The sequence below is a fragment of the Clostridium sp. HCP1S3_C6 genome, from assembly GCF_052066735.1.
GTDB lineage: Bacteria > Bacillota > Clostridia > Clostridiales > Clostridiaceae > Clostridium.
This window is the reverse complement of sequence record NZ_JBQHRN010000022.1, coordinates 19,652-41,743: the sequence shown is the minus strand read 5'-3', so window position 1 is coordinate 41,743 and position 22,092 is coordinate 19,652. Positions and strand designations below refer to the sequence as shown.

At 30.5% G+C, this 22,092-nt stretch carries 19 protein-coding genes and 1 riboswitch; of the genes, 18 read left to right on the top strand and 1 reads right to left on the bottom strand.

Annotated elements, in window-relative coordinates; translation table 11 throughout:
• Nucleotides 1-113: 113 nt before the first annotated feature.
• The 18 genes from ACTNAO_RS08875 to ACTNAO_RS08790 all read left to right on the top strand — a co-directional run bounded on the left by ACTNAO_RS08875 (nt 114) and on the right by ACTNAO_RS08790 (nt 20,382).
• Nucleotides 114-461 (top strand): arsenate reductase family protein, encoded by a 348-nt coding sequence (locus ACTNAO_RS08875; protein ID WP_441028250.1) that lies wholly within the window; start codon nt 114-116, stop codon nt 459-461.
• A 154-nt stretch (nt 462-615) separates the two neighbouring features.
• Nucleotides 616-2,778 carry a Tex family protein gene (locus tag ACTNAO_RS08870; protein ID WP_441028248.1) on the top strand — a complete coding sequence of 721 codons (2,163 nt, stop codon included), beginning with the start codon at nt 616-618 and terminating at the stop codon, nt 2,776-2,778.
• Nucleotides 2,779-3,111: 333 nt separating this feature from the next.
• A complete protein-coding gene (locus ACTNAO_RS08865) occupies nt 3,112-4,803 on the top strand; it encodes a carbon starvation CstA family protein (RefSeq protein ID WP_441028246.1) in 1,692 nt (563 codons plus the stop codon).
• Between the two features lie 54 nt (nt 4,804-4,857).
• Nucleotides 4,858-4,978: riboswitch (FMN riboswitch) on the top strand.
• A gap of 77 nt (nt 4,979-5,055) precedes the next feature.
• On the top strand, nt 5,056-5,610 hold the full coding sequence (locus ACTNAO_RS08860; protein WP_441028244.1) for an ECF transporter S component: 555 nt from the start codon (nt 5,056-5,058) through the stop codon (nt 5,608-5,610).
• Between the two features lie 239 nt (nt 5,611-5,849).
• Entirely contained in the window at nt 5,850-7,406 is a 1,557-nt protein-coding gene (locus tag ACTNAO_RS08855; RefSeq protein ID WP_441028242.1) for an SH3 domain-containing protein, read from the top strand.
• Between the two features lie 64 nt (nt 7,407-7,470).
• A complete protein-coding gene (locus ACTNAO_RS08850) occupies nt 7,471-8,079 on the top strand; it encodes a protein kinase (RefSeq protein ID WP_441028240.1) in 609 nt (202 codons plus the stop codon).
• Nucleotides 8,080-8,253: 174 nt separating this feature from the next.
• Complete coding sequence (gene eno, locus ACTNAO_RS08845) at nt 8,254-9,546, top strand: phosphopyruvate hydratase (RefSeq protein WP_441028238.1); 1,293 nt, start codon at nt 8,254-8,256, stop codon at nt 9,544-9,546.
• Nucleotides 9,547-9,696: 150 nt separating this feature from the next.
• Complete coding sequence (locus ACTNAO_RS08840; protein ID WP_441028236.1) at nt 9,697-10,338, top strand: redox-sensing transcriptional repressor Rex; 642 nt, start codon at nt 9,697-9,699, stop codon at nt 10,336-10,338.
• 255 nt (nt 10,339-10,593) lie between these two features.
• Entirely contained in the window at nt 10,594-11,379 is a 786-nt protein-coding gene (locus ACTNAO_RS08835; protein WP_441028234.1) for a short-chain-enoyl-CoA hydratase, read from the top strand.
• 38 nt (nt 11,380-11,417) lie between these two features.
• Nucleotides 11,418-12,557 (top strand): acyl-CoA dehydrogenase, encoded by a 1,140-nt coding sequence (locus ACTNAO_RS08830; RefSeq protein ID WP_441028232.1) that lies wholly within the window; start codon nt 11,418-11,420, stop codon nt 12,555-12,557.
• Between the two features lie 13 nt (nt 12,558-12,570).
• Complete coding sequence (locus ACTNAO_RS08825; protein WP_441028230.1) at nt 12,571-13,350, top strand: electron transfer flavoprotein subunit beta/FixA family protein; 780 nt, start codon at nt 12,571-12,573, stop codon at nt 13,348-13,350.
• Nucleotides 13,351-13,371: 21 nt separating this feature from the next.
• Entirely contained in the window at nt 13,372-14,379 is a 1,008-nt protein-coding gene (locus tag ACTNAO_RS08820; RefSeq protein WP_441028229.1) for an electron transfer flavoprotein subunit alpha/FixB family protein, read from the top strand.
• 21 nt (nt 14,380-14,400) lie between these two features.
• Nucleotides 14,401-15,249 carry a 3-hydroxybutyryl-CoA dehydrogenase gene (locus ACTNAO_RS08815; RefSeq protein WP_441028228.1) on the top strand — a complete coding sequence of 283 codons (849 nt, stop codon included), beginning with the start codon at nt 14,401-14,403 and terminating at the stop codon, nt 15,247-15,249.
• Nucleotides 15,250-15,546: 297 nt separating this feature from the next.
• Nucleotides 15,547-16,437, top strand: coding sequence for a sulfide/dihydroorotate dehydrogenase-like FAD/NAD-binding protein (locus ACTNAO_RS08810; RefSeq protein ID WP_441028226.1), 891 nt, complete (start codon nt 15,547-15,549; stop codon nt 16,435-16,437).
• Complete coding sequence (gene gltA, locus ACTNAO_RS08805) at nt 16,437-17,831, top strand: NADPH-dependent glutamate synthase (protein ID WP_441028224.1); 1,395 nt, start codon at nt 16,437-16,439, stop codon at nt 17,829-17,831. The genes ACTNAO_RS08810 and gltA overlap by 1 nt, the downstream gene beginning before the upstream one ends.
• A gap of 186 nt (nt 17,832-18,017) precedes the next feature.
• Nucleotides 18,018-19,325 carry an ABC transporter substrate-binding protein gene (locus ACTNAO_RS08800; RefSeq protein WP_441028222.1) on the top strand — a complete coding sequence of 436 codons (1,308 nt, stop codon included), beginning with the start codon at nt 18,018-18,020 and terminating at the stop codon, nt 19,323-19,325.
• A gap of 60 nt (nt 19,326-19,385) precedes the next feature.
• Entirely contained in the window at nt 19,386-19,721 is a 336-nt protein-coding gene (locus ACTNAO_RS08795) for a carbohydrate ABC transporter permease (RefSeq protein ID WP_441028220.1), read from the top strand.
• Nucleotides 19,699-20,382, top strand: a complete 684-nt coding sequence (locus ACTNAO_RS08790) for a carbohydrate ABC transporter permease (protein ID WP_441028218.1) — start codon at nt 19,699-19,701, stop codon at nt 20,380-20,382. The genes ACTNAO_RS08795 and ACTNAO_RS08790 overlap by 23 nt, the downstream gene beginning before the upstream one ends.
• A 46-nt stretch (nt 20,383-20,428) precedes the next feature.
• Here the strand turns inward: ACTNAO_RS08790 and ACTNAO_RS08785 are convergent, their stop codons facing one another.
• Nucleotides 20,429-21,940, bottom strand: coding sequence for a methyl-accepting chemotaxis protein (locus ACTNAO_RS08785; RefSeq protein ID WP_441028216.1), 1,512 nt, complete (start codon nt 21,938-21,940; stop codon nt 20,429-20,431).
• Nucleotides 21,941-22,092: the final 152 nt, after the last annotated feature.

Below are 22,092 nucleotides of genomic sequence, written 5' to 3'. Positions count from 1 at the left end.
GACTGTGGAGTATCATATCAAATGCAAGTAGTTTTTATAACAAAAGCAGATACATTGAAACAGTAAAATTCTTAAAATGTTTATATTTGATTACGTTTTAAGTAGCAGGAACTATGAATATACAGGTTTTTGGTGCAAAAAAGTGCTTTGATACTAAAAAAGTTGAGAGATTCTTTAAGGAAAGAAGAATAAAGTATCAATTTATAGATATGAAAGAAAAAGGAATTAGCAAGGGAGAATTAACTTCTGTAAAGTCATCTGTTTCTATTAATGATTTGGTTAATGAAAAAGCTAAAAATTATAAAACATCAGGAATTGCAAATGTACGAAGTGCAGATGTAAAAATAGAAATATTATTTAAGGATCAAACACTTATAAAAACTCCTATAGTTAGAAATGGTAAAAAAGCAGTAGTAGGTTTTAAACCAGAAGTTTTTAATGAATGGATTAATAATGATTAAAAGGCAGCTTAGTTAATTAATTGTTTTTAAAAGAATAAAGACTAAATAATTTTACAAGGTGAAAGCTATTTTAAGAAAAATAAAATAGCTTTTATTTTTTTTGTTATAAGTATATAATTATAATGTTAATTTTATACATAAAAATGGAGGTATCATGGGTATACAAGAAAGATTATCAAAGGAACTTGGAATAAAATTAGGTGTGGTAGATAGTGTAATAGAAATGCTTGATGAAGGAAATACAGTTCCATTTATAGCACGTTATAGAAAAGAGAGAACAGAAGGACTTTCAGATGAAATTCTTAGGAAGTTTTCTGAAAGATTAACATATTTGAGAAATTTAGATGAAAGAAAGGCTGATGTTAAAAGGCTTATTGAAGAACAAGGTAAGCTTACAGAAGAAATAGTTAATGCACTCTCAAAAGCTGAAACATTAACTGAAGTTGAAGATATATATAGACCATATAAGGCAAAGAAAAGAACAAGGGCTACTATAGCAAAGGAAAAAGGTCTAGAACCATTAAAAGATATTATTATGAATGGTAAGTTTAGTGGTGATGTAAGAGAAGAGGCTTCTAAATATATAAATGAAGAGAAAAAAGTTGAAACAGTAGATGATGCTATAAATGGGGCACTTGATATTATAGCTGAAGCTGTATCTGAAGAAGCAAAGTTTAGAAAATATATAAGAGAACTTGTAATGAGAGAAGGAGTTATTGAATCTAAAGGTTCAAGTGATGAGACAACACCATATGAAATGTATTATGAATATAGTGAAGAGGTTAAAAAGATTCCATCTCATAGGATTCTTGCAATTAATAGAGGTGAAAAGGAAAAAATATTATCAGTAAAGATTAAAGCAAATGATGAAAAGATAATTAAATATTTAGAAAATCATGTTTTGAAAAATAATGAAAATACTGATGAATATATTAAAATAGCAATTAGAGATGCATACAAAAGACTTATTTATCCTTCAATAGAAAGAGAAATAAGAAGTGAACTTACAGACAGAGCAGAGGAAGGAGCAATAAATGTATTTAAGGAAAATTTAAAAGCGCTTTTAATGCAAGCTCCTATAAAAGGAAAAACAGTAATGGGGTATGATCCTGGTTTTAGAACAGGATGTAAAATAGCAATTCTTGATAGTAATGGTAAGTTCTTAGAAAATACAGCAGTGTACCCTACTGTACCTAAAAGAGATATAGAAGGCACTAAGAAAACATTAAAGGCGCTTATAAATAAATATGATGTTGATGTGATATCTCTTGGAAATGGTACAGCATCAAGAGAATCTGAAGAGGTTATAGCTGAAATGATTTCAGAAATAAAAAAAGAAACAGGAAAGGAAGTTTCTTATGTAATAGTATCTGAAGCAGGAGCTTCTGTATACTCAGCATCTAAGCTTGGAACAGAAGAATATCCAGATTTAGATGTTACGGTAAGAGGTGCCATTTCTATAGGAAGAAGACTTCAAGATCCTATGGCTGAACTTGTAAAAATAGATCCAAAAGCTATTGGAGTTGGACAATATCAACATGATGTTACTCAAAAGAGATTAGAGGAATCACTTCAAGGGGTAGTTGAAGATTCTGTAAATAAAGTTGGAGTAGATTTAAATACAGCAACACCTAGCCTTTTAACATATGTATCTGGAATAAATTCAGTTATTGCGAAAAATATAGTAGAATATAGAGATGAAAATAGTGGCTTTAAATCAAGAAAGGAACTATTAAAGGTAAAGAGGCTTGGGCAAAAAGCTTATGAACAATGTGCGGGATTTTTAAGAGTTTCTGAAAGTAATGAACCTTTAGATAATACTGCTGTTCATCCTGAATCATATGAAGAAGCCAAGAAACTCATTGAAATTTTAGGTTATTCAGAAGATGATTTGAAAAATAATAAATTATTTGATATAGAAGATAGAGTTAAGGAAAAAGGTATCAAAAACATAGAAAAGGAAATAGAAATTGGAGAATTAACATTAAAAGATATAATAAAGGAACTTCAAAAACCAGGAAGAGATCCAAGAGATGAGATGCCAAAGCCAATTTTAAAAACAGGTATAATTGATCTTAAAGATTTAACACCTGGAATGATTCTTATGGGAACCGTAAGAAATGTTTCTGATTTTGGTGCATTTGTCGATATTGGAGTTCACCAAGATGGGCTGGTTCATAAAAGCCAAATGGCAGACAGGTTTGTTAAGCATCCATTAGACATTGTAAAGGTTGGAGATGTAATAAAGGTAAAAATTCTTGAAGTAGATGAAAAAAGAAAGAGAATTGCATTAAGCATGAAGGATATAAAAGAATAAGAAAATATATTGCTTGTTACGAAATATAAATTAAATTTATAATTTGTAACAAGCTTTTTTGTCATTTTGCAATAACTATGTGCATAAATATAAAATGATTTTTGAAAACGAATATAAAAATTTGGTATTTATAAAAAAACGCAAATTTATTAATAAAATTATAAAAAATAGCTGCATAATTGAAAAAATGATTATAAAGTGCTAATATTATTAACATAATATTAATATACTTAAGAGTACTTAATTTAATAAATATGCAAATGTGTTTGTATATATATTAATAAAAGTAAGTTTGAGTATGTTAATGTAATAATTTAAATGGGGGCGTTTTTTATGAACGGTATAGTACTTATATTAATTGCAATTGTTGCCCTTGGATGTGGCTATTTACTTTATGGAAGGTGGTTAGCAAACAAATGGGGAATAGATCCAGAAGCTAAAACACCAGCTTATAGATTAGAAGATGATGAAGATTATATACCTACTTCTAAAGGTGTTGTATTTTCACATCAATTTTCATCAATAGCAGGTGCAGGCCCTGTAACAGGACCAATTATTGCAGCATGTTTTGGATGGTTACCAGTTTTATTATGGCTTTTAATAGGTGGTATATTCTTTGGAGCTGTACATGATTTTGGAGCTATGTATGCATCAGTTAAAAATGATGGAAAATCAATGGGATATTTAATTGAAAAATATATTGGCAAAACAGGTAAAAAGCTTTTCTCACTTTTTGCATGGATTTTTTCATTACTTGTTATTGCAGCCTTCGCAGATATAGTTGCAGGTACATTTAATGGTTTTGGTAAAGATGGTGCAAAAGTTACACCTAATGCTGCTGCTGCATCAATTTCAATGTTATTTATTTTTGTATCAATAGCATTTGGTATATATATAAAACATAGAAAGCCAAGTGGTAAAGAACAATTTATAATTGGTATTATATTACTAATTGCAATGCTTGCAATAGGAATGGCTTGTCCACTATATTTTAGTAAGAATGTATGGCTTGGTGTAATATTTGTTTATATTTTTGTTGCAGCAATAGCACCAATGTGGATAATGATGCAACCTAGAGATTATTTAAGTTCATTTATGTTAATTGGAATGATAATAGGTGCAATTCTTGGAATATTTGTAGCACATCCTCCAATGAATTTGCCAGCATTTACTGGATTTAATGTGGGAGGTAAAAACTTATTCCCAACATTATTTATAACAATAGCATGTGGTGCTGTTTCAGGATTCCATAGTTTAGTATCATCTGGAACATCATCAAAACAAGTAAAAAATGAAAAAGATATGCTTACAATAAGTTATGGTGCTATGAATGTAGAAACATTGCTTGGAGTTGTAGCTTTAGTAGTAGTAGGAGCAGCAGCAACAGGAGGTAAATTACCAGAGGGAACACCATTTTCAGTATTTGCAGGATCTGTTGCAGGATTCTTAGAAACAATAGGAATACCAAATTATGTTGCAACTTGCTTTATGACAATGTGTGTATCAGCTTTAGGTCTTACAACACTTGATTCAGTTGCACGTATAGGAAAAATGTTTTTCCAAGAATTATTTATAGATGGTAGTACTGATAAAGAAAATATGTCACCTGTAGTAGCTTTTTTAACTAACAAATATGTATCAACTTTTATTACACTAGCTTTAGGATTAGTTCTTTCTCTTGGTGGATATAATAGTGTATGGCCATTATTTGGTTCTGCTAATCAACTTTTATCAGCATTAGTATTAATTACACTTGCAGTATTTTTAAGAGTAACAGGCAGAAAGGGCTTTATGCTTTGGGCACCTATGGTAATTATGCTTGTAGTAACATTTACTTCATTAATTCAATCAACAATATCTTTAGTACAAAAGTTAATTGCTGGTAATAACTTTGCTTTCTTAACTGATGGATTACAGTTGATATTTGCAATACTTTTAATGGCTCTTGGAATAATGGTTGCTGTATCATGTTTTGGTAAGTTGTTTGGAGAAAAAGAAGAAAAAAAAGAAGTAGTTAATGATTAATATAATTATTGAAATTATACTTTTAATATTGTATAGTATAAAAAGAAAATATATGAAAATCTTCAGGGCGGAGTGTAATTCTCCACCGGCAGTATAGCCTGCGAGCTAAGTTTATTTAGCATGATTCGGTGCAATTCCGAAGCCGACAGTATAGTCTGGATGGAAGAAGAAATATAAATTTAATTATTAAATTGAATTTATTCAAGACCTGCAAGATTTTTGCAGGTCTTTTTTATATAAGGAGGATTAATTTTGAAAAACACTAATGAACATTTAGGAAAAATGATAAAAATTGCATTACTTGGAGCAATTGCTGCTGTACTTATGTGTCTTGAAATACCATTTCCAACTACTACATGGCTAAAGATTGATTTTGGAGAACTTCCAGCGTTAATAGGTGGACTTGCTTTTGGCCCATTAGCTGCAATAGTAATTCAAACACTAAAAATAGCATTAAAGTTATTAATAATGGGAACCCACACTGGATTTGTAGGCGAAATAGCAAATTACATTATAGGTTTATTCTTTGTTATTCCAGCTTCTTTAATATACAAATATAAAAGATTACCTATGGGTGCATTAATAGGAATGATTGTAGGAACAGTAGTTATGGAAGTTGGAGCAATAGCAACAAATTATTATTTCCTTCTTCCTGCATTTCATATGAATCTTTCAGGTAGTGAATTTATGGATTATGTTTTGGTAGGACTTTTGCCTGTTAATACAATAAAAGCTGTAATTGTATCTGCAGTTGCATATTTTGTATATAAAAAACTTGCAAATGTTATATTTAAGGTAGAAAAATAGAAAAAAAGTAGTATAGTATTAATGGTTTTACTCTAGACATTTTTAGTTAAAGATGTCTAGAATTTTTTTGTGATATAATTTCAAAAATATATCATATTTGTGAGTTTTATCTAAAAAAATGTACTATGTGTTAATAAAATACACTAAATGATAAAATTGAGTTAATGATTAATAAAAACAATGCATTACACATGAAAAAAAAGTATAATAAAGACAAACGAAGGCAAGGGTGATTTTTCATGAATAGAAAGAAAATAATGAAAATAGTAGTAGCATCTACATTAGTAGTTGGAGGTGTTACACTTAATGATAAAAGTGCATTAGCAGATGAAGTTTTTAAAGAATCAGCAGAAACAAAAACTGCAGATAGTGATAAACAAGATGAAGTTAGTAGTAAAAAGAATGATGATTCATTAAAAGTTACAGAAGATAAAACTGAAGTTGAAGAAGCAGCTGCTAAGTCAACTCAAAAAGGAAAAATAGTAAATGTAACTACAAATTTAAGAATAAGATCGCAAGCTAGTACAAGTTCTAGTATACTAGGATATCTTTTAAATAATACAGAAGTATCGGTTATTTCTCAAAGTGGCGATTTTTATAAAATAACTTATAGAAGCATAACAGGATATGTACATAAGGATTATGTTAAAATAATTTCACAAAATAACAGTTCTGCAGAAAATTTAACTAGTTCTTCAGGGGTGGTTGTAAATGTTTCAACTTCATTAAATGTAAGAAGTGGTCCTGGAACATCATATGGAATTATTGGTCACTTAAAAAATGGACAAGGTGTAACAATAACAGGAGAAAATGGAGCATTTTATGCTATTAGTTACAATGGTACAAAGGGATATGTAAGTAAAGATTATGTAAGTAAAGGTTCTACTTCTGGAAATCAATCCGGAAGCAATTCAAGTATATTAGGAACAGTTGTAAATGTTTCAACTAATTTACGTGTAAGATCAGCTGCAAGTACAAGTTCATCAGTTTTGGGATACTTATTAAATGGTCAAAAAGTAACAATAACAGGAGAAAATGGGAACTTTTATGCTATAAATTTTAACGGTCAGACTGCTTATGTATCAAAGGATTATATTTCAAAAGGATCTAGTTCGTCATCTTCTGGAAATAGTATAACTAATAAAACAGGTATTGTAACAGCTAGTGTATTAAATATAAGATCAGGAGCATCAACATCTAATTCTATAATTGGAACATTAAGCAGAGGTTCTTCTGTAACAATAACAGGAGAAAGCGGAGGCTTTTATAAAATAAATTATAATGGTCAAAATGCATATGTAAGTAAAGATTATATACAAATTGGTGGTGGAAGTTCATTATCACAATCTGATAAATATTCAGCAGTACTAAGTAATATGAAATCTCAACTTGGTGTACCATATTGCTGGGGCGGATATGGACAACTTCTTACAACAGCTTCTCTTAGGACTTTGAAGGCAACTTTCCCTACTCAAGCTGCTAATGGAGCGTATTCACGAGTAGAAAGTTATGTTAATAAAGGTTATAGAGCTTTTGATTGTTCAGGTCTTATGCAATGGGGATTTGGAAATGCAGGTATTTCTTTGGGCAGAACAACTTGGGATCAAATAAAAAATGGTTATGAAGTATCATTAAATAATTTAAAACCAGGAGACTTATTATTTTATTCAAACCTTCAACATGTTGGTATGTACATTGGAAATGGACAATGGATAGAAGCACCAAATAAAAATGCTAATATTAGAATTACAAATGTTCCTTGGAACTTAGTAGGAAGGGCAAGAAGAGTTTTATAAAAATTAGTATAAATTTAGCATATTAATCATATTATTTATTAGAAATAATATGAGGATGTTCTTAATGAAGAAATATCATTGCTATTCAGCAGAATTTGATTTTTATACTGAAAAATTGTTTGAGAAGGCAGAATTTCTTGGACAGGGAAATAACGGAATTGTGTATAAGCTTCCTGAAAATAAAGTTGTAAAAATATTTGTAGAGTCCAAAGTATGTAGAGATGAATCATATATTTTATCAAGAACAGGTAAATCTAAATCATTTCCTAAAATGTATAGGTGTGGTAAATTATATATAACTAGAGATATGGTAAACGGAATTAAGTTAGATAAATACATAAAAGAATATGGCTTAGATAATAAAATTTCTGAAAACATATTTTATGTATTGAAGGAATTTAAAAAATTAAAGTTTACGAAAATTGATTCACGTTGTAAAGATTTATATGTGTGTAAAAAAAAGAAGATTATGGTTATTGATCCTAAAAAATGTTTCAGTAAGAAAGTTTCATATCCAAGACATTTAATGAAAGGGTTGTTTAAACTTAATGTGCTTGATGAATTTTTAGATAATGTATCTAGACTAGATGAAAAAAAGGCAATTGAATGGCAGGAGAAATTTAATAAATATTGCATAGAAAAAATAAAAGAATACGATATTTCAATAAAATAAGCCAGGACTTTTGATATGTTTCCTTAAGTAGATAATGTAAATAATAAAAATCTGCTTAAGGATATATCATTTGTCTTGGCTTTAACTTTGGTTAATTATTAATTAAAAACAAGAATAAAAAACATTCAAAAGCTAATACTATCATAGATAATGTAGTTTAAGGAGGATTTTTATATGAAGAAGTATGTTGAAATAATAGATGTAGTAGGAAGGCAAATACTGGATTCTAGATGTTTTCCAACAGTTGAAGTTGAAGTTTATCTTGAAGATGGAACTGTAGGAAGAGCAGCTGTTCCATCAGGTGCTTCTACAGGAATGTATGAAGCTGTTGAACTTAGGGACAATGACAAGAATTTATATCAAGGTAAGAGTGTATTTAAAGCAGTAAAAAATATAAATGAATTAATAGCAGATGAATTAATAGGATGTAATGTATTTGATCAGACGTATATAGATAAATTATTAATTCAATTAGATGGAACACCTAATAAAGGAAAACTTGGAGCAAATGCTATTTTAGGAGTATCTCTTGCTGTAGCAAAGGCTGCAGCACAAAGTTTAGAAATTCCATTGTATCAATATATAGGAGGAGTTAATGCTAAAGTTTTACCTGTGCCTATGATGAATATAATAAATGGAGGTTCTCATGCAGATAATTCAGTAGATTTGCAGGAATTTATGATTATGCCTGTTGGTGCTGAAAGTTTTTGCTTAGCCATTGAAATGTGTTCTAATGTATATCATACATTAAAAAAGATATTGCTTTCAAAAGGATATTCAACAGCTATAGGTGATGAAGGTGGCTTTGCACCAAATTTAAAATCAAACGAAGAAGCTATTGAAGTAATAATAGAAGCAATAGAAAAGGCTGGATATAAACCAGGAGCAGATATGTTTATAGCTATTGATGCTGCATCATCTGAATATTATAAAGATGGTAAATATGTTTTAGAGCATGAATGTAAAACATTAAATGCTGAAGAAATGGTATCTTTCTTTGAAAAATGGGTTGAAAAATATCCTATAATATCTATTGAAGATGGAATGGCTGAGGAGGACTGGGAAGGTTGGAAACTTATGACTGAAAGATTGGGTAATAAAGTACAGCTTGTAGGTGATGATTTATTTGTAACAAACACTGAAAGATTAAGTAATGGAATAGAAAAGGGAGTTGCAAATTCCATACTTATTAAATTAAATCAAATTGGTACATTAACAGAAACATTAAATGCTATTGAAATGGCAAATAGAGCAGGGTATACTGCAGTAGTTTCTCATAGATCAGGTGAAACTGAAGATACTACTATTGCAGATTTAGTTGTTGCTGTAAATGCAGGGCAAATTAAAACTGGTGCTCCAGCAAGATCTGAAAGAGTAGCAAAATATAATCAATTGCTTAGAATAGAAGGGGAACTTGAAGGCGTTGCAGAATATAGAGGCAAAAAAGCATTTTTTAATATAAAGTAAATTAAATTAAAAGCAATATAAGATGATAGATGTTTTTATTTACATTTTGTATTGCTTTTTTAATAAAATTGTTGATAAAAAATATTAGGTAATAGTATAAATTTTATGTTAATATAAAATAAGATATTAAAAAAGAAAAGAGGATCATTGATGGACAAGAAGAAAAATATTTCTATGGCTGTTATTAAAAGATTGCCTAAGTATCATAGATATCTTGAAGAACTCATGAATAATGAAGTTGATAGAATTTCATCTAAAGAACTTGGGGAGAAGATAGGATTTACAGCATCTCAAATTAGGCAGGATTTAAATTGCTTTGGGGATTTTGGACAGCAAGGATATGGATATAATGTAAAAGAACTTTATAGTCAAATAAACACAATATTGGGACTAGACACTGTTCAAAATACTGTTATTGTAGGAGCCGGTAATATCGGACAAGCTATAGCTAATTATACTAGATTTGATAATATTGGATTCAATTTAACTGGGATATTTGATGCAAATCCAAAGCTTAATGGAAAAGAAATAAGAGGCGTAAAAATTCAACAAATGGATAAGTTAACTAGCCATATAAAAAATAACAATATTGATATTGGTATTATATGTGTACCAAGACTTAATGCTCAAAAGGTATGTGATATGCTAGTAAATGAAGGTGTTAAAGGTATATGGAATTTTGCACCTGTAGATTTAAATGTTCCAAGTGACGTAATTGTTGAAAATGTTCATTTAAGTGAAAGTTTAATGACACTTATATATTTGCTTCATACAAGAAATCAAAATAAATAATTGAAATTTTTGCACTTGTATAATCTTTAAATAATAAAGCATTTTTAGACTTTTATATGTTGCAAAAAAAGGAATAAACATATATAATCGTAATTGGAGTAGTTTTAATCTCTAAATATTTTTTTAATACACATTGTTATAATATTAACAAAATAAAAAAATGTGCAAAAAATAATTAATAATTTAGTAACAATATTTCTTTAAAAAGAAATTTTGTAAATAAAGCAAGTTCAAAAATTAAGGAGGATAAAAGGAATGGAATTAAAGAACGTAATTCTTGAAAAAGAAGAACATTTAGCTATTGTAACAATCAATAGACCAAAGGCATTAAACGCTCTAAATTCAGAAACTTTAAAGGACCTTGATACTGTAATTGCTGATTTAGAAAATGATTCTAATATTTATGCAGTTATATTAACAGGTGCTGGAGAAAAATCTTTTGTAGCTGGTGCTGATATTTCAGAAATGAAAGATTTAAATGAAAATGAAGGAAAAGAATTTGGTTCATTAGGTAACAAAGTATTTTTAAGACTTGAAAACTTAAACAAGCCTGTAATAGCTGCAATTCAAGGATTTGCGCTAGGTGGTGGTTGTGAAATATCAATGGCATGTGATATAAGAATTGCTTCTGATAAAGCTGTATTTGGTCAACCAGAAGTTGGTTTAGGTATTACTCCAGGATTTGGTGGCACTCAAAGATTAGCTAGAATAGTTGGTCTTGGTAAGGCTAAAGAAATGATATATACAGCAAGAAACATTAAAGCTGATGAAGCTTATAGAATTGGATTAGTTAATAAAGTTGTACCTTTAGAAAGTTTAATGGATGAAGCAAAGGCTATGGCATCAAAAATTATAGCTAATGCTCCTATAGCAGTTAGAATGAGTAAAGATGCTATAAATAGAGGTATGCAAGTATCAATAGATAAGGCAGTAGAAATTGAAGCTGAAAACTTTGGTAAGTGTTTCGCTAGCAGTGACCAAACTGAAGGAATGACAGCATTCTTAGAAAGAAGAAAAGAAAAGAACTTCCAAAACAAATAAAATTGTTTTTATAAGAATATTTAAGGAGGGTTAATTAAATGAATTTCGAATTAACTAAAGAACAACAACTTATGCAACAAATGGTTAGAGAATTCGCAGTAAATGAAGTTAAACCAATTGCTGCAGAAATCGACGAGACAGAACAATTCCCAATGGAAAATGTTAAAAAAATGGGTAAACTTGGAATGATGGGTATTCCATTTTCTAAAGAAGTAGGAGGAGCAGGTGGAGATGTATTATCATACATCATAGCTGTTGAAGAATTATCTAAAGTATGTGGTACTACAGGTGTTATTCTTTCTGCTCACACATCTTTATGTGCATCAGTAATTGATGAAAATGGTACTCCAGAACAAAAGGCTAAATATTTACCAGATTTATGTTCAGGTAAAAAAATTGGTGCTTTTGGTTTAACTGAACCTAATGCAGGAACAGATGCAGCTGGACAACAAACAACTGCAGTACTTGATGGTGATCATTATGTATTAAATGGTTCAAAAATATTCATAACAAATGGTGGAGTTGCTGAAACTTTCATAATATTTGCTATGACTGATAAGAGCCAAGGAACTAGAGGAATTTCTGCATTTATCGTAGAAAAAGACTTTCCAGGATTCTCAATAGGTAATGTTGAAAATAAGATGGGTATTAGAGCATCTTCAACAACAGAACTTATTATGGAAGATTGTATAGTTCCAAAGGAAAACTTAATCGGAAAAGAAGGAAAAGGATTCAAGATAGCAATGCACACTCTTGATGGTGGAAGAATTGGTATTGCTGCTCAAGCTTTAGGTATTGCAGAAGGAGCTTTCGAAGAAGCTGTTGCATATATGAAAGAAAGAAAACAATTTAAGAAACCACTTGCTGCATTCCAAGGATTACAATGGTATATTGCAGAAATGGATGTTAAGATAGAAGCTGCTAAGCATTTAGTATATAAAGCTGCTATGAATAAGCAAATGGGTAAACCTTATACAGTAGAAGCTGCTAGAGCAAAACTTTTTGCAGCAGAAGTTGCTATGGAAGTAACAACTAAGGCAGTTCAAATCTTTGGTGGATACGGATTTACTAAGGAATATCCAGTTGAAAGAATGATGAGAGATGCTAAGATAACAGAAATCTACGAAGGAACTTCAGAAGTTCAAAAGATGGTTATCTCAGGAAACATTTTAAGATAGGAGGCACTAAATAATGAATATAGTAGTTTGTTTAAAGCAAGTTCCAGATACTACAGCTGTTAAGATAGATCCTAAAACTGGAACATTAATTAGAGATGGAGTTCCAGCTATAATAAACCCAGAAGATAAGCATGCATTAGAAGGAGCTCTTCAATTAAAGGAACAAGTTGGAGGAAAGGTTACAGTTCTTAGCATGGGTATTCCTAATGCTAAAGCAGCACTTAGAGAAGCATTATGTATGGGTGCAGATGAAGCTGTACTTTTAACTGATAGAGTACTTGGAGGAGCTGATACTTTAGCAACTTCAAAAGCTTTAGCTGGTCTTATAAAGAAATTCGATTATGATTTAATATTTGCTGGAAGACAAGCAATTGATGGTGATACTGCACAAGTTGGACCAGAAATAGCTGAACATTTAGGAATTCCTCAAGTAACATATGTTCAAAATGTTGAAGTTAAAGGTGATACATTAGTAGTTAACAGAGCATTAGAAGATGGACATCAAATTGTTGAAGTTAAGACTCCTTGTCTATTAACTGCAATTGAAGAATTAAACGAAGCTAGATACATGAATGTTTCAAGAATCTTTGAAACATCTGATGATGAAATAAAAGTTATGACTGCAGCTGATATAGATGTAGATGCAAGCGAATTAGGATTAAAAGGTTCACCTACAAAAGTTAAGAAGTCAATGACTAAAGAAGTTAAGGGAGCTGGCGAATTAGTTAAAGAAGCACCTAAGGAAGCAGTAGCTTACGTTTTAGGAAAATTAAAAGAAAAACACTACATCTAATATATAGGAGGAAAGTTTATTATGAACATAGCAGATTATAAAGGCGTTTGGGTCTTCGCTGAACAAAGAGAAGGCGAATTACAAAAAGTATCTTTAGAACTACTTGGAGAAGGTAGAAGAGTTGCAGATAAATTAGGAGTTGAGCTTACAGCTGTACTTTTAGGTAACAATGTAAAAGCATTAGCAAATACATTAGCTGAACATGGTGCTGATAAAGTATTAGTTGCTGAAGATAAAAATTTAGAGCATTATACAACTGATGCTTACACAAAAGTAATTTGTGATTTAGCAAATGAAAGAAAACCAGGAATCTTATTTGTAGGAGCTACATTTATTGGAAGAGATTTAGGTCCAAGAATAGCTGCTAGATTATCTACAGGACTTACAGCTGACTGTACATCAATTGATGTTGAAGTTGAAAATGGTGGATTACTTGCTACAAGACCAGCATTTGGTGGTAACTTAATGGCAACAATAGCTTGCCCAGATCACAGACCTCAAATGGCTACAGTAAGACCAGGAGTATTCGAAAAAGTTACTACTGATCCAAGCAAGTGTCAAATAGAAGAAGTTAAAGTAGAATTAGCTGATAGCGATGTTAGAACAAAGGTTATAGAAACAGTTAAAACTGCAAAAGATATAATTGATATTTCAGAAGCAAAAGTAATAGTTTCTGGTGGTAGAGGAGTTGGATCTAAAGAAAACTTCCAATTACTTAAGGAACTTGCAGATGTTTTAGGTGGAGTTGTTGCTGGATCTAGAGCTGCTGTAGAAAAAGGATGGATAGAAAATGCATATCAAGTTGGTCAAACTGGTAAAACTGTTAAACCATCAATTTATATAGCTTGTGGTATTTCAGGAGCTATTCAACACGTTGCTGGTATGCAAGATTCTGATATGATTATTGCAATTAACAAAGATGAAAGTGCACCAATATTCCAAGTTGCTGACTATGGAATAGTTGGAGATGTTAAGAAAGTTTTACCTGAATTAATTGCACAAGCAAAGGCAATTAAAGAAGCTGAATAATATTATTTGGAGGGAACAATAATGAAAAAAGTATTTGTACTTGGTGCAGGAACTATGGGTTCTGGTATCGTTCAAGCTTTCGCTCAAAAAGGATGCGAAGTTATAGTTAGAGATATTAAAGAAGAATTCGTTCAAAGAGGAATAGCAGGAATCCAAAAAGGATTAGAAAAGAGAGTTGCTAAAGGAAAAATGAGCGAAGAAGATAAGGATGCTATACTTTCAAGAATATCAGGAACTACTGATATGAAACTTGCAGCTGATTGTGACTTAGTTGTTGAAGCAGCTGTTGAAAATATGAAAATAAAGCAATCAATATTTGCTGAACTTGATGAAATTTGTAAGCCAGAAACAATCTTAGCTTCAAATACATCTTCTCTTTCAATAACTGAAGTAGCTTCAGCTACAAAGAGACCAGATAAGGTTATAGGAATGCATTTCTTTAATCCAGCTCCAGTTATGAAGCTTGTTGAAGTTATAAGAGGTGCTGCTACATCTCAAGAAACTTTTGATGCAGTTAAAGCTGTTGCTGAAAAAATAGGAAAGACTCCAGTAGAAGTTAAGGAAGCTCCAGGATTTGTTGTAAATAGAATATTAATCCCAATGATTAATGAAGCTGCTTTCATTCTTCAAGAAGGCGTTGCTACTGCTGAAGATATTGATGCTGCTATGATGCTTGGTGCTAACCATCCAATGGGACCTTTAGCATTAGGTGATTTAGTTGGTCTTGATATAGTAGTTGCTATAATGGATGTATTATACAATGAAACTGGTGATAGTAAGTATAGATGTTGTACATTACTTAGAAAGTATGTTAGAGCTGGATGGCTTGGAAGAAAGTCAGGAAAGGGATTCTACGATTACAATAAGTAATTCTTTACTGCTATGTAAATGGCAAAGTGCTTAGAAAATATTTTTCTAAGCACTTTGTTTTTATGCCTTTTTTATAATTTTCTTTATATTTGTAATTAGAACTGTTACAACAGTACTCCCAGGGGTTATTGGTGATTTCTTAAGAGGCCTATCAAATATTGGGTAATAAATGTTTGTTTGGTATAATTACCACAATTAAAAAGTAAAATAATATGTTAATTTTTTTGATAATATTGTATAATTAATAAGTGTATATAAAAAAATGCTTTATAGCAGTAAGATGGGGGTTAGAAAACCATGTACAAAATAATGAAAAAAAGGCAACTTAACGAGAATATATACTTAATGGATGTATATGCACCTAGAGTTGCAAAATCAGCTGAACCAGGACAATTTGTTATTGTTAAAACAGATGAAAAAGGAGAAAGAATTCCTTTAACTGTCTGTGATTATGACAGAGAAGCTGGAATAGTTACAATAGTTTTCCAAACTATTGGAGCTTCAACTATTGAAATGGCAAAATACGAAGAAGGAGATTCTTTTAGAGATTTTGTTGGACCACTTGGACAACCTTCTGAATTAATTCATGAAGACATAGATGAATTAAAGAAAAAGAACATATTATTTATTGCAGGAGGAGTTGGTACTGCACCAGTTTATCCTCAAGTAAAATGGCTTGCTTCAAAAGGTGTTAAGGCAGATGTAATAGTTGGTGCTAGAAATACTAATATAGTAATTCTTGAAGATGAAATGAAAGAAGTAGCAGGTAACTATTATTTAGCAACTGATGATGGTTCATCAGGCTTTAAGGGAATGGTTACAGATAAATTAAAAGATTTAGTTCAAAATGAAGGCAAAAAGTATGATTTAGTAGTAGCAATAGGACCAATGATAATGATGAAATTTGTTTGCTTACTTACTAAAGAATTAAATATTAAAACTATTGTAAGTATGAATCCTATTATGGTTGATGGTACTGGAATGTGTGGTGCATGCAGAGTTACTGTTGGAGATGAAGTTAAATTCGCATGTGTTGATGGACCAGAATTTGATGGCCATTTAATTAATTTTGACCAAGCAATGAGAAGACAAGCTATGTATAAAACTGAAGAAGGAAGAGCTAAACTTAAAGAAGAAGAAGGAGATACGCATCACGGTGGATGTGGTCATTGTGGAGGTGACAAGTAATGGAAGTAGTAGATAGAATGAAAAAGATACCAGTTAGAGAACAAGATCCAAAAGTTAGAGCAACTAATTTTGAAGAAGTATGTTTAGGATATAATGAAGAAGAAGCAATGGCTGAAGCTTCAAGATGTTTAAATTGTAAAAATCCAAGATGTGTTGGAAAATGCCCAGTTAGTGTTCCAATTCCAAGATTTATAGAACAAGTTAAGCTTGGTAATTTTGCTGAAGCTGCTAAAATTATTGCTGAAGCTTCTGCACTTCCTGCTGTTTGTGGTAGAGTATGTCCACAAGAAAAGCAATGTGAAAGCCAATGTGTACTTGGAATTAAGGGTGAAGCTATATCAATAGGTAAACTTGAAAGATTTGTTGCTGATTGGGCAAGAGAACATAATGTAGATCTTTCACAAACTGCTCCTAAAAATGGTAAAAAAGTTGCAGTAATAGGATGTGGTCCTGCAGGTATAACTTGTGCTGGTGATTTAGCAAAGCTAGGCTATGATGTAACTATATTTGAAGCATTACATGAAGCAGGCGGAGTTTTAGTTTATGGTATACCAGAATTTAGATTACCTAAATCTACAGTTGTTAAGGGTGAAATAGAAAACCTTAAAAAACTTGGTGTAAAAATTGAAACAAATGTTATTATAGGTAAAACTGTTACAATTGATGAGTTATTTGACAAAGAAGGATTCCAAGCAGCATTTATAGGATCAGGTGCTGGTCTTCCAAGATTTATGGGAATTAAAGGTGAAGATGCTAATGGAGTATGTTCTGCTAATGAATTCTTAACAAGAAACAACTTAATGAAAGCATTTAAGGATGATTATGCTACTCCAATTAGAGCTGGTAAAAAGGTTGCCGTAGTTGGTGGAGGAAATGTTGCAATGGATGCAGCAAGAACAGCTTTAAGACTAGGAGCAGAGGTTCACATAGTATATAGAAGAGGTGAAGAAGAACTTCCAGCAAGAGCTGAAGAAGTACATCATGCTAAAGAAGAAGGAATAATATTTGATTTATTAACTAATCCAGTAGAAATTGTTGAAGACGAAAATGGATGGGTTAAATCTATAAAATGTATTAAAATGGAACTTGGAGAACCAGATGCATCTGGAAGAAGAAAACCAGTAGAAATTAAAGGTTCAGAATTTGAAATTGATGTAGATACAGTAATAATGTCACTTGGTACATCACCAAATCCATTAATTTCATCTACAACTAAGGGACTTGAAATTAATAATAGAAAGTGTATTGTTGCTTCAGAAGAAACTGGTGCTACTACTAGAGAAGGAGTATTTGCAGGTGGAGATGCAGTAACAGGTGCTGCTACAGTTATACTTGCTATGGGAGCTGGAAAGAAAGCTGCAAAGGGAATACACGAATATTTACAAAATAAATAATGTAATTTCATTAAAAAAACTAGTTTGGCTTTTAGCCAAGCTAGTTTTTTTTACCTTATTTCAATAAAAAAAATACATAATATGGTAATTTTTTTAGAACATAATACATAATATATAATATGGAAGTTAAATTATTTATATTTCAATTTGTTTTTTACAAAATCTATAAAAAGTGGGGGAGACTTTATGAAAAAGGTAAGGAAATTGGTAGCTTTATTAACATTAACAGCAACAGTTTTGTCAGTATTTAGTATTGAAGGATGTAATTCAAGTAGCAATAGCAAAAAGGTTAGCGTGGATATTTTTCAATACAAAGTAGAAGCAAAGGAGGCATTAGAGGATGCGGCAAAAGAATATGAAAAAGAAAATCCTAATGTAGAGATAAATGTTGAAACTGTTGGTGGCGGAAGTGATTATAATGCAGCACTTAAGACAAAATTTAGTTCTGGAGAAGAACCAGTTATATATAATATTGGAGGCACTCAAGATGCAAATGATTGGAAGGATAAATTGGAAGATCTAAGTGCTGAAAGTTGGGTTCAAAAAGCATATGATGGAACATTAGATGCAGTAACATTAAATGGCAAAGTTTATGGAATGCCATTAGCACAAGAAGGGTATGGCCTTGTATATAATAAGGAATTGTTAAGCAAGGCAGGAATTGATGCAGAGAAAATAGCTACTTTTGATGAGTTGCAAAAGGCATTTGAAACATTAGATTCTAAAAAGGCTGAACTTGGAATAGATAGTGTATTTGTACTTCCTGGAAACGAAAAGTGGGTACAGGGACTTCATTTAACTAATGTAGCTTTTTCTAATGAATTTAAAAGTTCTAAGGAAGCATATGAATCAAAAAGTATAGAATTTAAATATGCAGACCAATTAAAAAAATTAGTGGATTTAGAATTAAAATATGCATATAAACCAGATGGAAAAGATTCATCAGTTAATGGAGTTGACTATTCTACACAAGTTGAAAAGCAATTTGCACTAGGAAAAGCAGCAATTATTCAACAGGGAAATTGGATTTATGGGACATTAAAAGGAATTGATGAAAAAATAGCAGATAACGTAGGAATATTACCAATGCCTCTTGAAGGTGTTTCAGAAGGGAAAATTCCTGTGGGAGTTCCATATTATTGGGCTGTAAATTCTACTAAAACTGATGAGGAAAAGGAAGCAGCTAAAGACTTTTTAAATTGGCTTTATACTTCTGATGAAGGTAAAAAAAGAATTATAAATGATTTTAATTTTATTCCAGCAATTAAAGGTTATGATTCTGATGAATTGCAGCCTAAGGATCCTTTATCAAAATCTGTTATTAAATATTGTAATGAAGGAAAAACAATGCCTTGGGTATTTATGGGATATCCTACAGGATGGGGAGAAAACAATATAGGAGCTGACATGCAAAAATACTTTAGTGGTGACTATACATGGGAACAATTTGTAAAAACTCAAAAAGAAACTTGGAGCAATGCTAGAAATCAATAAACAAAGAAATAAACTTAAAGATGTAAAGGGGAGAGCTTTTGTGAAGAAGAAAATATCTTTTTGGCTGTTTTTAGCGCCTGTACTTGTGGCATTTATATTAGTTGTTTTGATTCCACTTATTATGGGGATATACTATTCATTTACAGATTGGAATGGCATAGGCTTAGGCACATTATTTTCCCACTTGTAAGACCTGCATTTACTGTAAGTGTATTTTTAACATTATCTAATTCATTTAAGCTTTATGATCAAAATCTTTCATTAACTTCTGGTGGTCCTGGAAATGCTACTCAAATGATGGCTATGAATATATATAATACTGCATTTCAAAAGAACTTAATGGGTCAAGCTCAAGCTAAAGCAGTCATTTTAAATGCCCATAGAGTGGGTATTTGACAATTACGTAGATGCCTTTGAAAAACTAGATTTTTTAAGAGCCTTTGGAATGTCTGTACTTGTTTCAGTAGTAAGTATTGCCATTATAGTAATATTTACCTCCATGGCAGCATGGAATTTACAAAGAACCAGAGGCAAAAAGAGTAATATAATTTTTATGATGTTTGTTGTATCAATGCTAGTACCATTTCAAGCTGTAATGCTTCCACTTGTAAATATTATGGGTAAACTTAATATGCTTAATGTGCCAGGTCTTATATTTATGTATTTTGGCTTTGGATCATCACTTTCAATATTTTTATATCATGGATTTGTAAAGAGCATTCCAAGAGATTTAGATGATTCTGCTATGATTGATGGATGTAGCAAATTTCAAACATTTTGGTATATAATTTTTCCACTTTTGAAACCTACAACTATTACTGTAGTTATTTTAAATCTTGTTTGGATATGGAATGACTATTTACTTCCATCACTTGTTATTAATAAAAGTGGTACTCAGACTATACCACTAAAAACATTTTATTTCTTTGGACAATTTACTAAGCAGTGGAATTTAGCATTGGCTGGGCTTGTTATAACAATTATTCCAGTTATTATATTCTATATGATAGCCCAAAAACAAATAATAAGATCTATTACAGAAGGCAGTGTAAAATAAAAAAACGTAACTAAGTATGTAATTATATACTTAGTTACGCTTTTTACTATTTGTTCCCTAATTTTTTCAATTCGTTAGATTCTTCATTTAGTAAATTTACAAGTGATTTTACAGCCTTTACTATTTCAACATTTTTGTTACTTATTTCAAAGGTATTTTCAGAATGAGCAGAAACCTCTTCTGTAATTGCACTTATAGTTTGTATATCGTCAGTTATTGAAATATTAGCAGCATCAAGTATATTTATATTGTTGTTTAGTTCGCTGCAAAGTATTTTTATGTTTGAAGAATTTTTTGAAATTTTATTAAAGTTTTCAGCAGTATTTATGGCGTAATTATTTTGTGTCTCATTATTTTCAATTAATGTATTAATTAATTCTACAACTATTGAAAGTTCTTTTGTAATATTTTCAATAAGTGATCCTATGTTTCCAGTTGCGCTTTGGGTTTGACTTGCTAGGTCTGAAATTTCACTAGCAACTACAGCAAAACCTTTACCAGCTTCACCAGCTCTTGCTGCTTCAATTGATGCATTTAATGATAAAAGGCTAGTTTCATCTGCAACATTGTCTATAACTTCAACAATGGAATTCATTTTAGATGTATATTCATTTAATTTTTCCAGTTCAACTTTTACTTTAGTGCTTGATTGGCTAGATATCTTTCCGTAATTAATTAAATTATCAATTGAATTTTGACCATCTCCAATTAAGTTTTGTGACTCCATTACATTTGAATCGATTGTTTCAGAAGCAGATTTTACAGTTTTTATGTGTTCTTGAATTTCATCTGTTTTTATTAATTGATTTTGCACTGCATCTGCAGTATTTGTAGAACCTGTTTTTACTTCTGCCATTGAATTTTTTGTATCTATTGATGAAGTTTCTAGTATGTTCATTTTTCCTTCTATTTCAGTAACTTTATCAGATATATTATGAGATTTTGTTGTTATTTTTTTTATCATATCAGTTAAAGTATTTTTTTGGTTATTTATGTTTTTTAGTTTTTCATTACTAATATGAAGATTTATAAATGAAACATACACACCACATATACATGTTAATGTAATAATTAACAATTGCAATAATATTTGTTCTAAATTAGATTGAGCATTAAGAGTTCCATTGTAATATAAAAAAGAAAAAATTATATTTTCAATTACAATACATATACATATTTCTGCAGAATATTTAATATCCCTATATACAGTAATAGCTATTACCATTGGTATAACATAAGTTACAGAAGAAGTATTATTTGAACCAATTAAAATAATTGTATAAAACAATGCAAAGCCATAAGAAACAAGGTGCTTGTTAAAATTATTATTAGGCTTTTTAATAAATTTTGTCCAACCTAGTATAATTGTGGCAAGAAACAGCAGTGTTAATGCAGAATCTAAAATTACATTAAAGGTTCCTTGTATTGCATTTATTAAATAAACAATTGTTAAAATAATTTCTTCAAATGTTAAAAAGCATAATACCGTACAATTGTATTTACCTAATTCATCAAGATTGTAAATCTTATTTATGAGTTTATTTTTAGTATTAATCATTTTTAATCATCTCCCTATTATATTTCATATCATAAATAATTTTCGTCATATAATTTTTAGAATTTATAATTTTCTTTGAAATTTTACAAATAGTACATAAAATAGGTTGCTTTATATTTGGAATTAATAGTACTTTTTTAGTGTATAATAAG

Coding starts and splice junctions, on each gene's coding strand:
- ACTNAO_RS08875 (WP_441028250.1), top strand. CDS start 114: ATGAATATACAGGTTTTTGGTGCAAAAAAGTGCTTTGATACTAAAAAA.
- ACTNAO_RS08870 (WP_441028248.1), top strand. CDS start 616: ATGGGTATACAAGAAAGATTATCAAAGGAACTTGGAATAAAATTAGGT.
- ACTNAO_RS08865 (WP_441028246.1), top strand. CDS start 3,112: ATGAACGGTATAGTACTTATATTAATTGCAATTGTTGCCCTTGGATGT.
- ACTNAO_RS08855 (WP_441028242.1), top strand. CDS start 5,850: ATGAATAGAAAGAAAATAATGAAAATAGTAGTAGCATCTACATTAGTA.
- ACTNAO_RS08850 (WP_441028240.1), top strand. CDS start 7,471: ATGAAGAAATATCATTGCTATTCAGCAGAATTTGATTTTTATACTGAA.
- eno (WP_441028238.1), top strand. CDS start 8,254: ATGAAGAAGTATGTTGAAATAATAGATGTAGTAGGAAGGCAAATACTG.
- ACTNAO_RS08840 (WP_441028236.1), top strand. CDS start 9,697: ATGGACAAGAAGAAAAATATTTCTATGGCTGTTATTAAAAGATTGCCT.
- ACTNAO_RS08835 (WP_441028234.1), top strand. CDS start 10,594: ATGGAATTAAAGAACGTAATTCTTGAAAAAGAAGAACATTTAGCTATT.
- ACTNAO_RS08830 (WP_441028232.1), top strand. CDS start 11,418: ATGAATTTCGAATTAACTAAAGAACAACAACTTATGCAACAAATGGTT.
- ACTNAO_RS08825 (WP_441028230.1), top strand. CDS start 12,571: ATGAATATAGTAGTTTGTTTAAAGCAAGTTCCAGATACTACAGCTGTT.
- ACTNAO_RS08820 (WP_441028229.1), top strand. CDS start 13,372: ATGAACATAGCAGATTATAAAGGCGTTTGGGTCTTCGCTGAACAAAGA.
- ACTNAO_RS08815 (WP_441028228.1), top strand. CDS start 14,401: ATGAAAAAAGTATTTGTACTTGGTGCAGGAACTATGGGTTCTGGTATC.
- ACTNAO_RS08810 (WP_441028226.1), top strand. CDS start 15,547: ATGTACAAAATAATGAAAAAAAGGCAACTTAACGAGAATATATACTTA.
- gltA (WP_441028224.1), top strand. CDS start 16,437: ATGGAAGTAGTAGATAGAATGAAAAAGATACCAGTTAGAGAACAAGAT.
- ACTNAO_RS08800 (WP_441028222.1), top strand. CDS start 18,018: ATGAAAAAGGTAAGGAAATTGGTAGCTTTATTAACATTAACAGCAACA.
- ACTNAO_RS08790 (WP_441028218.1), top strand. CDS start 19,699: ATGCCCATAGAGTGGGTATTTGACAATTACGTAGATGCCTTTGAAAAA.
- ACTNAO_RS08785 (WP_441028216.1), bottom strand. CDS start 21,940: ATGATTAATACTAAAAATAAACTCATAAATAAGATTTACAATCTTGAT.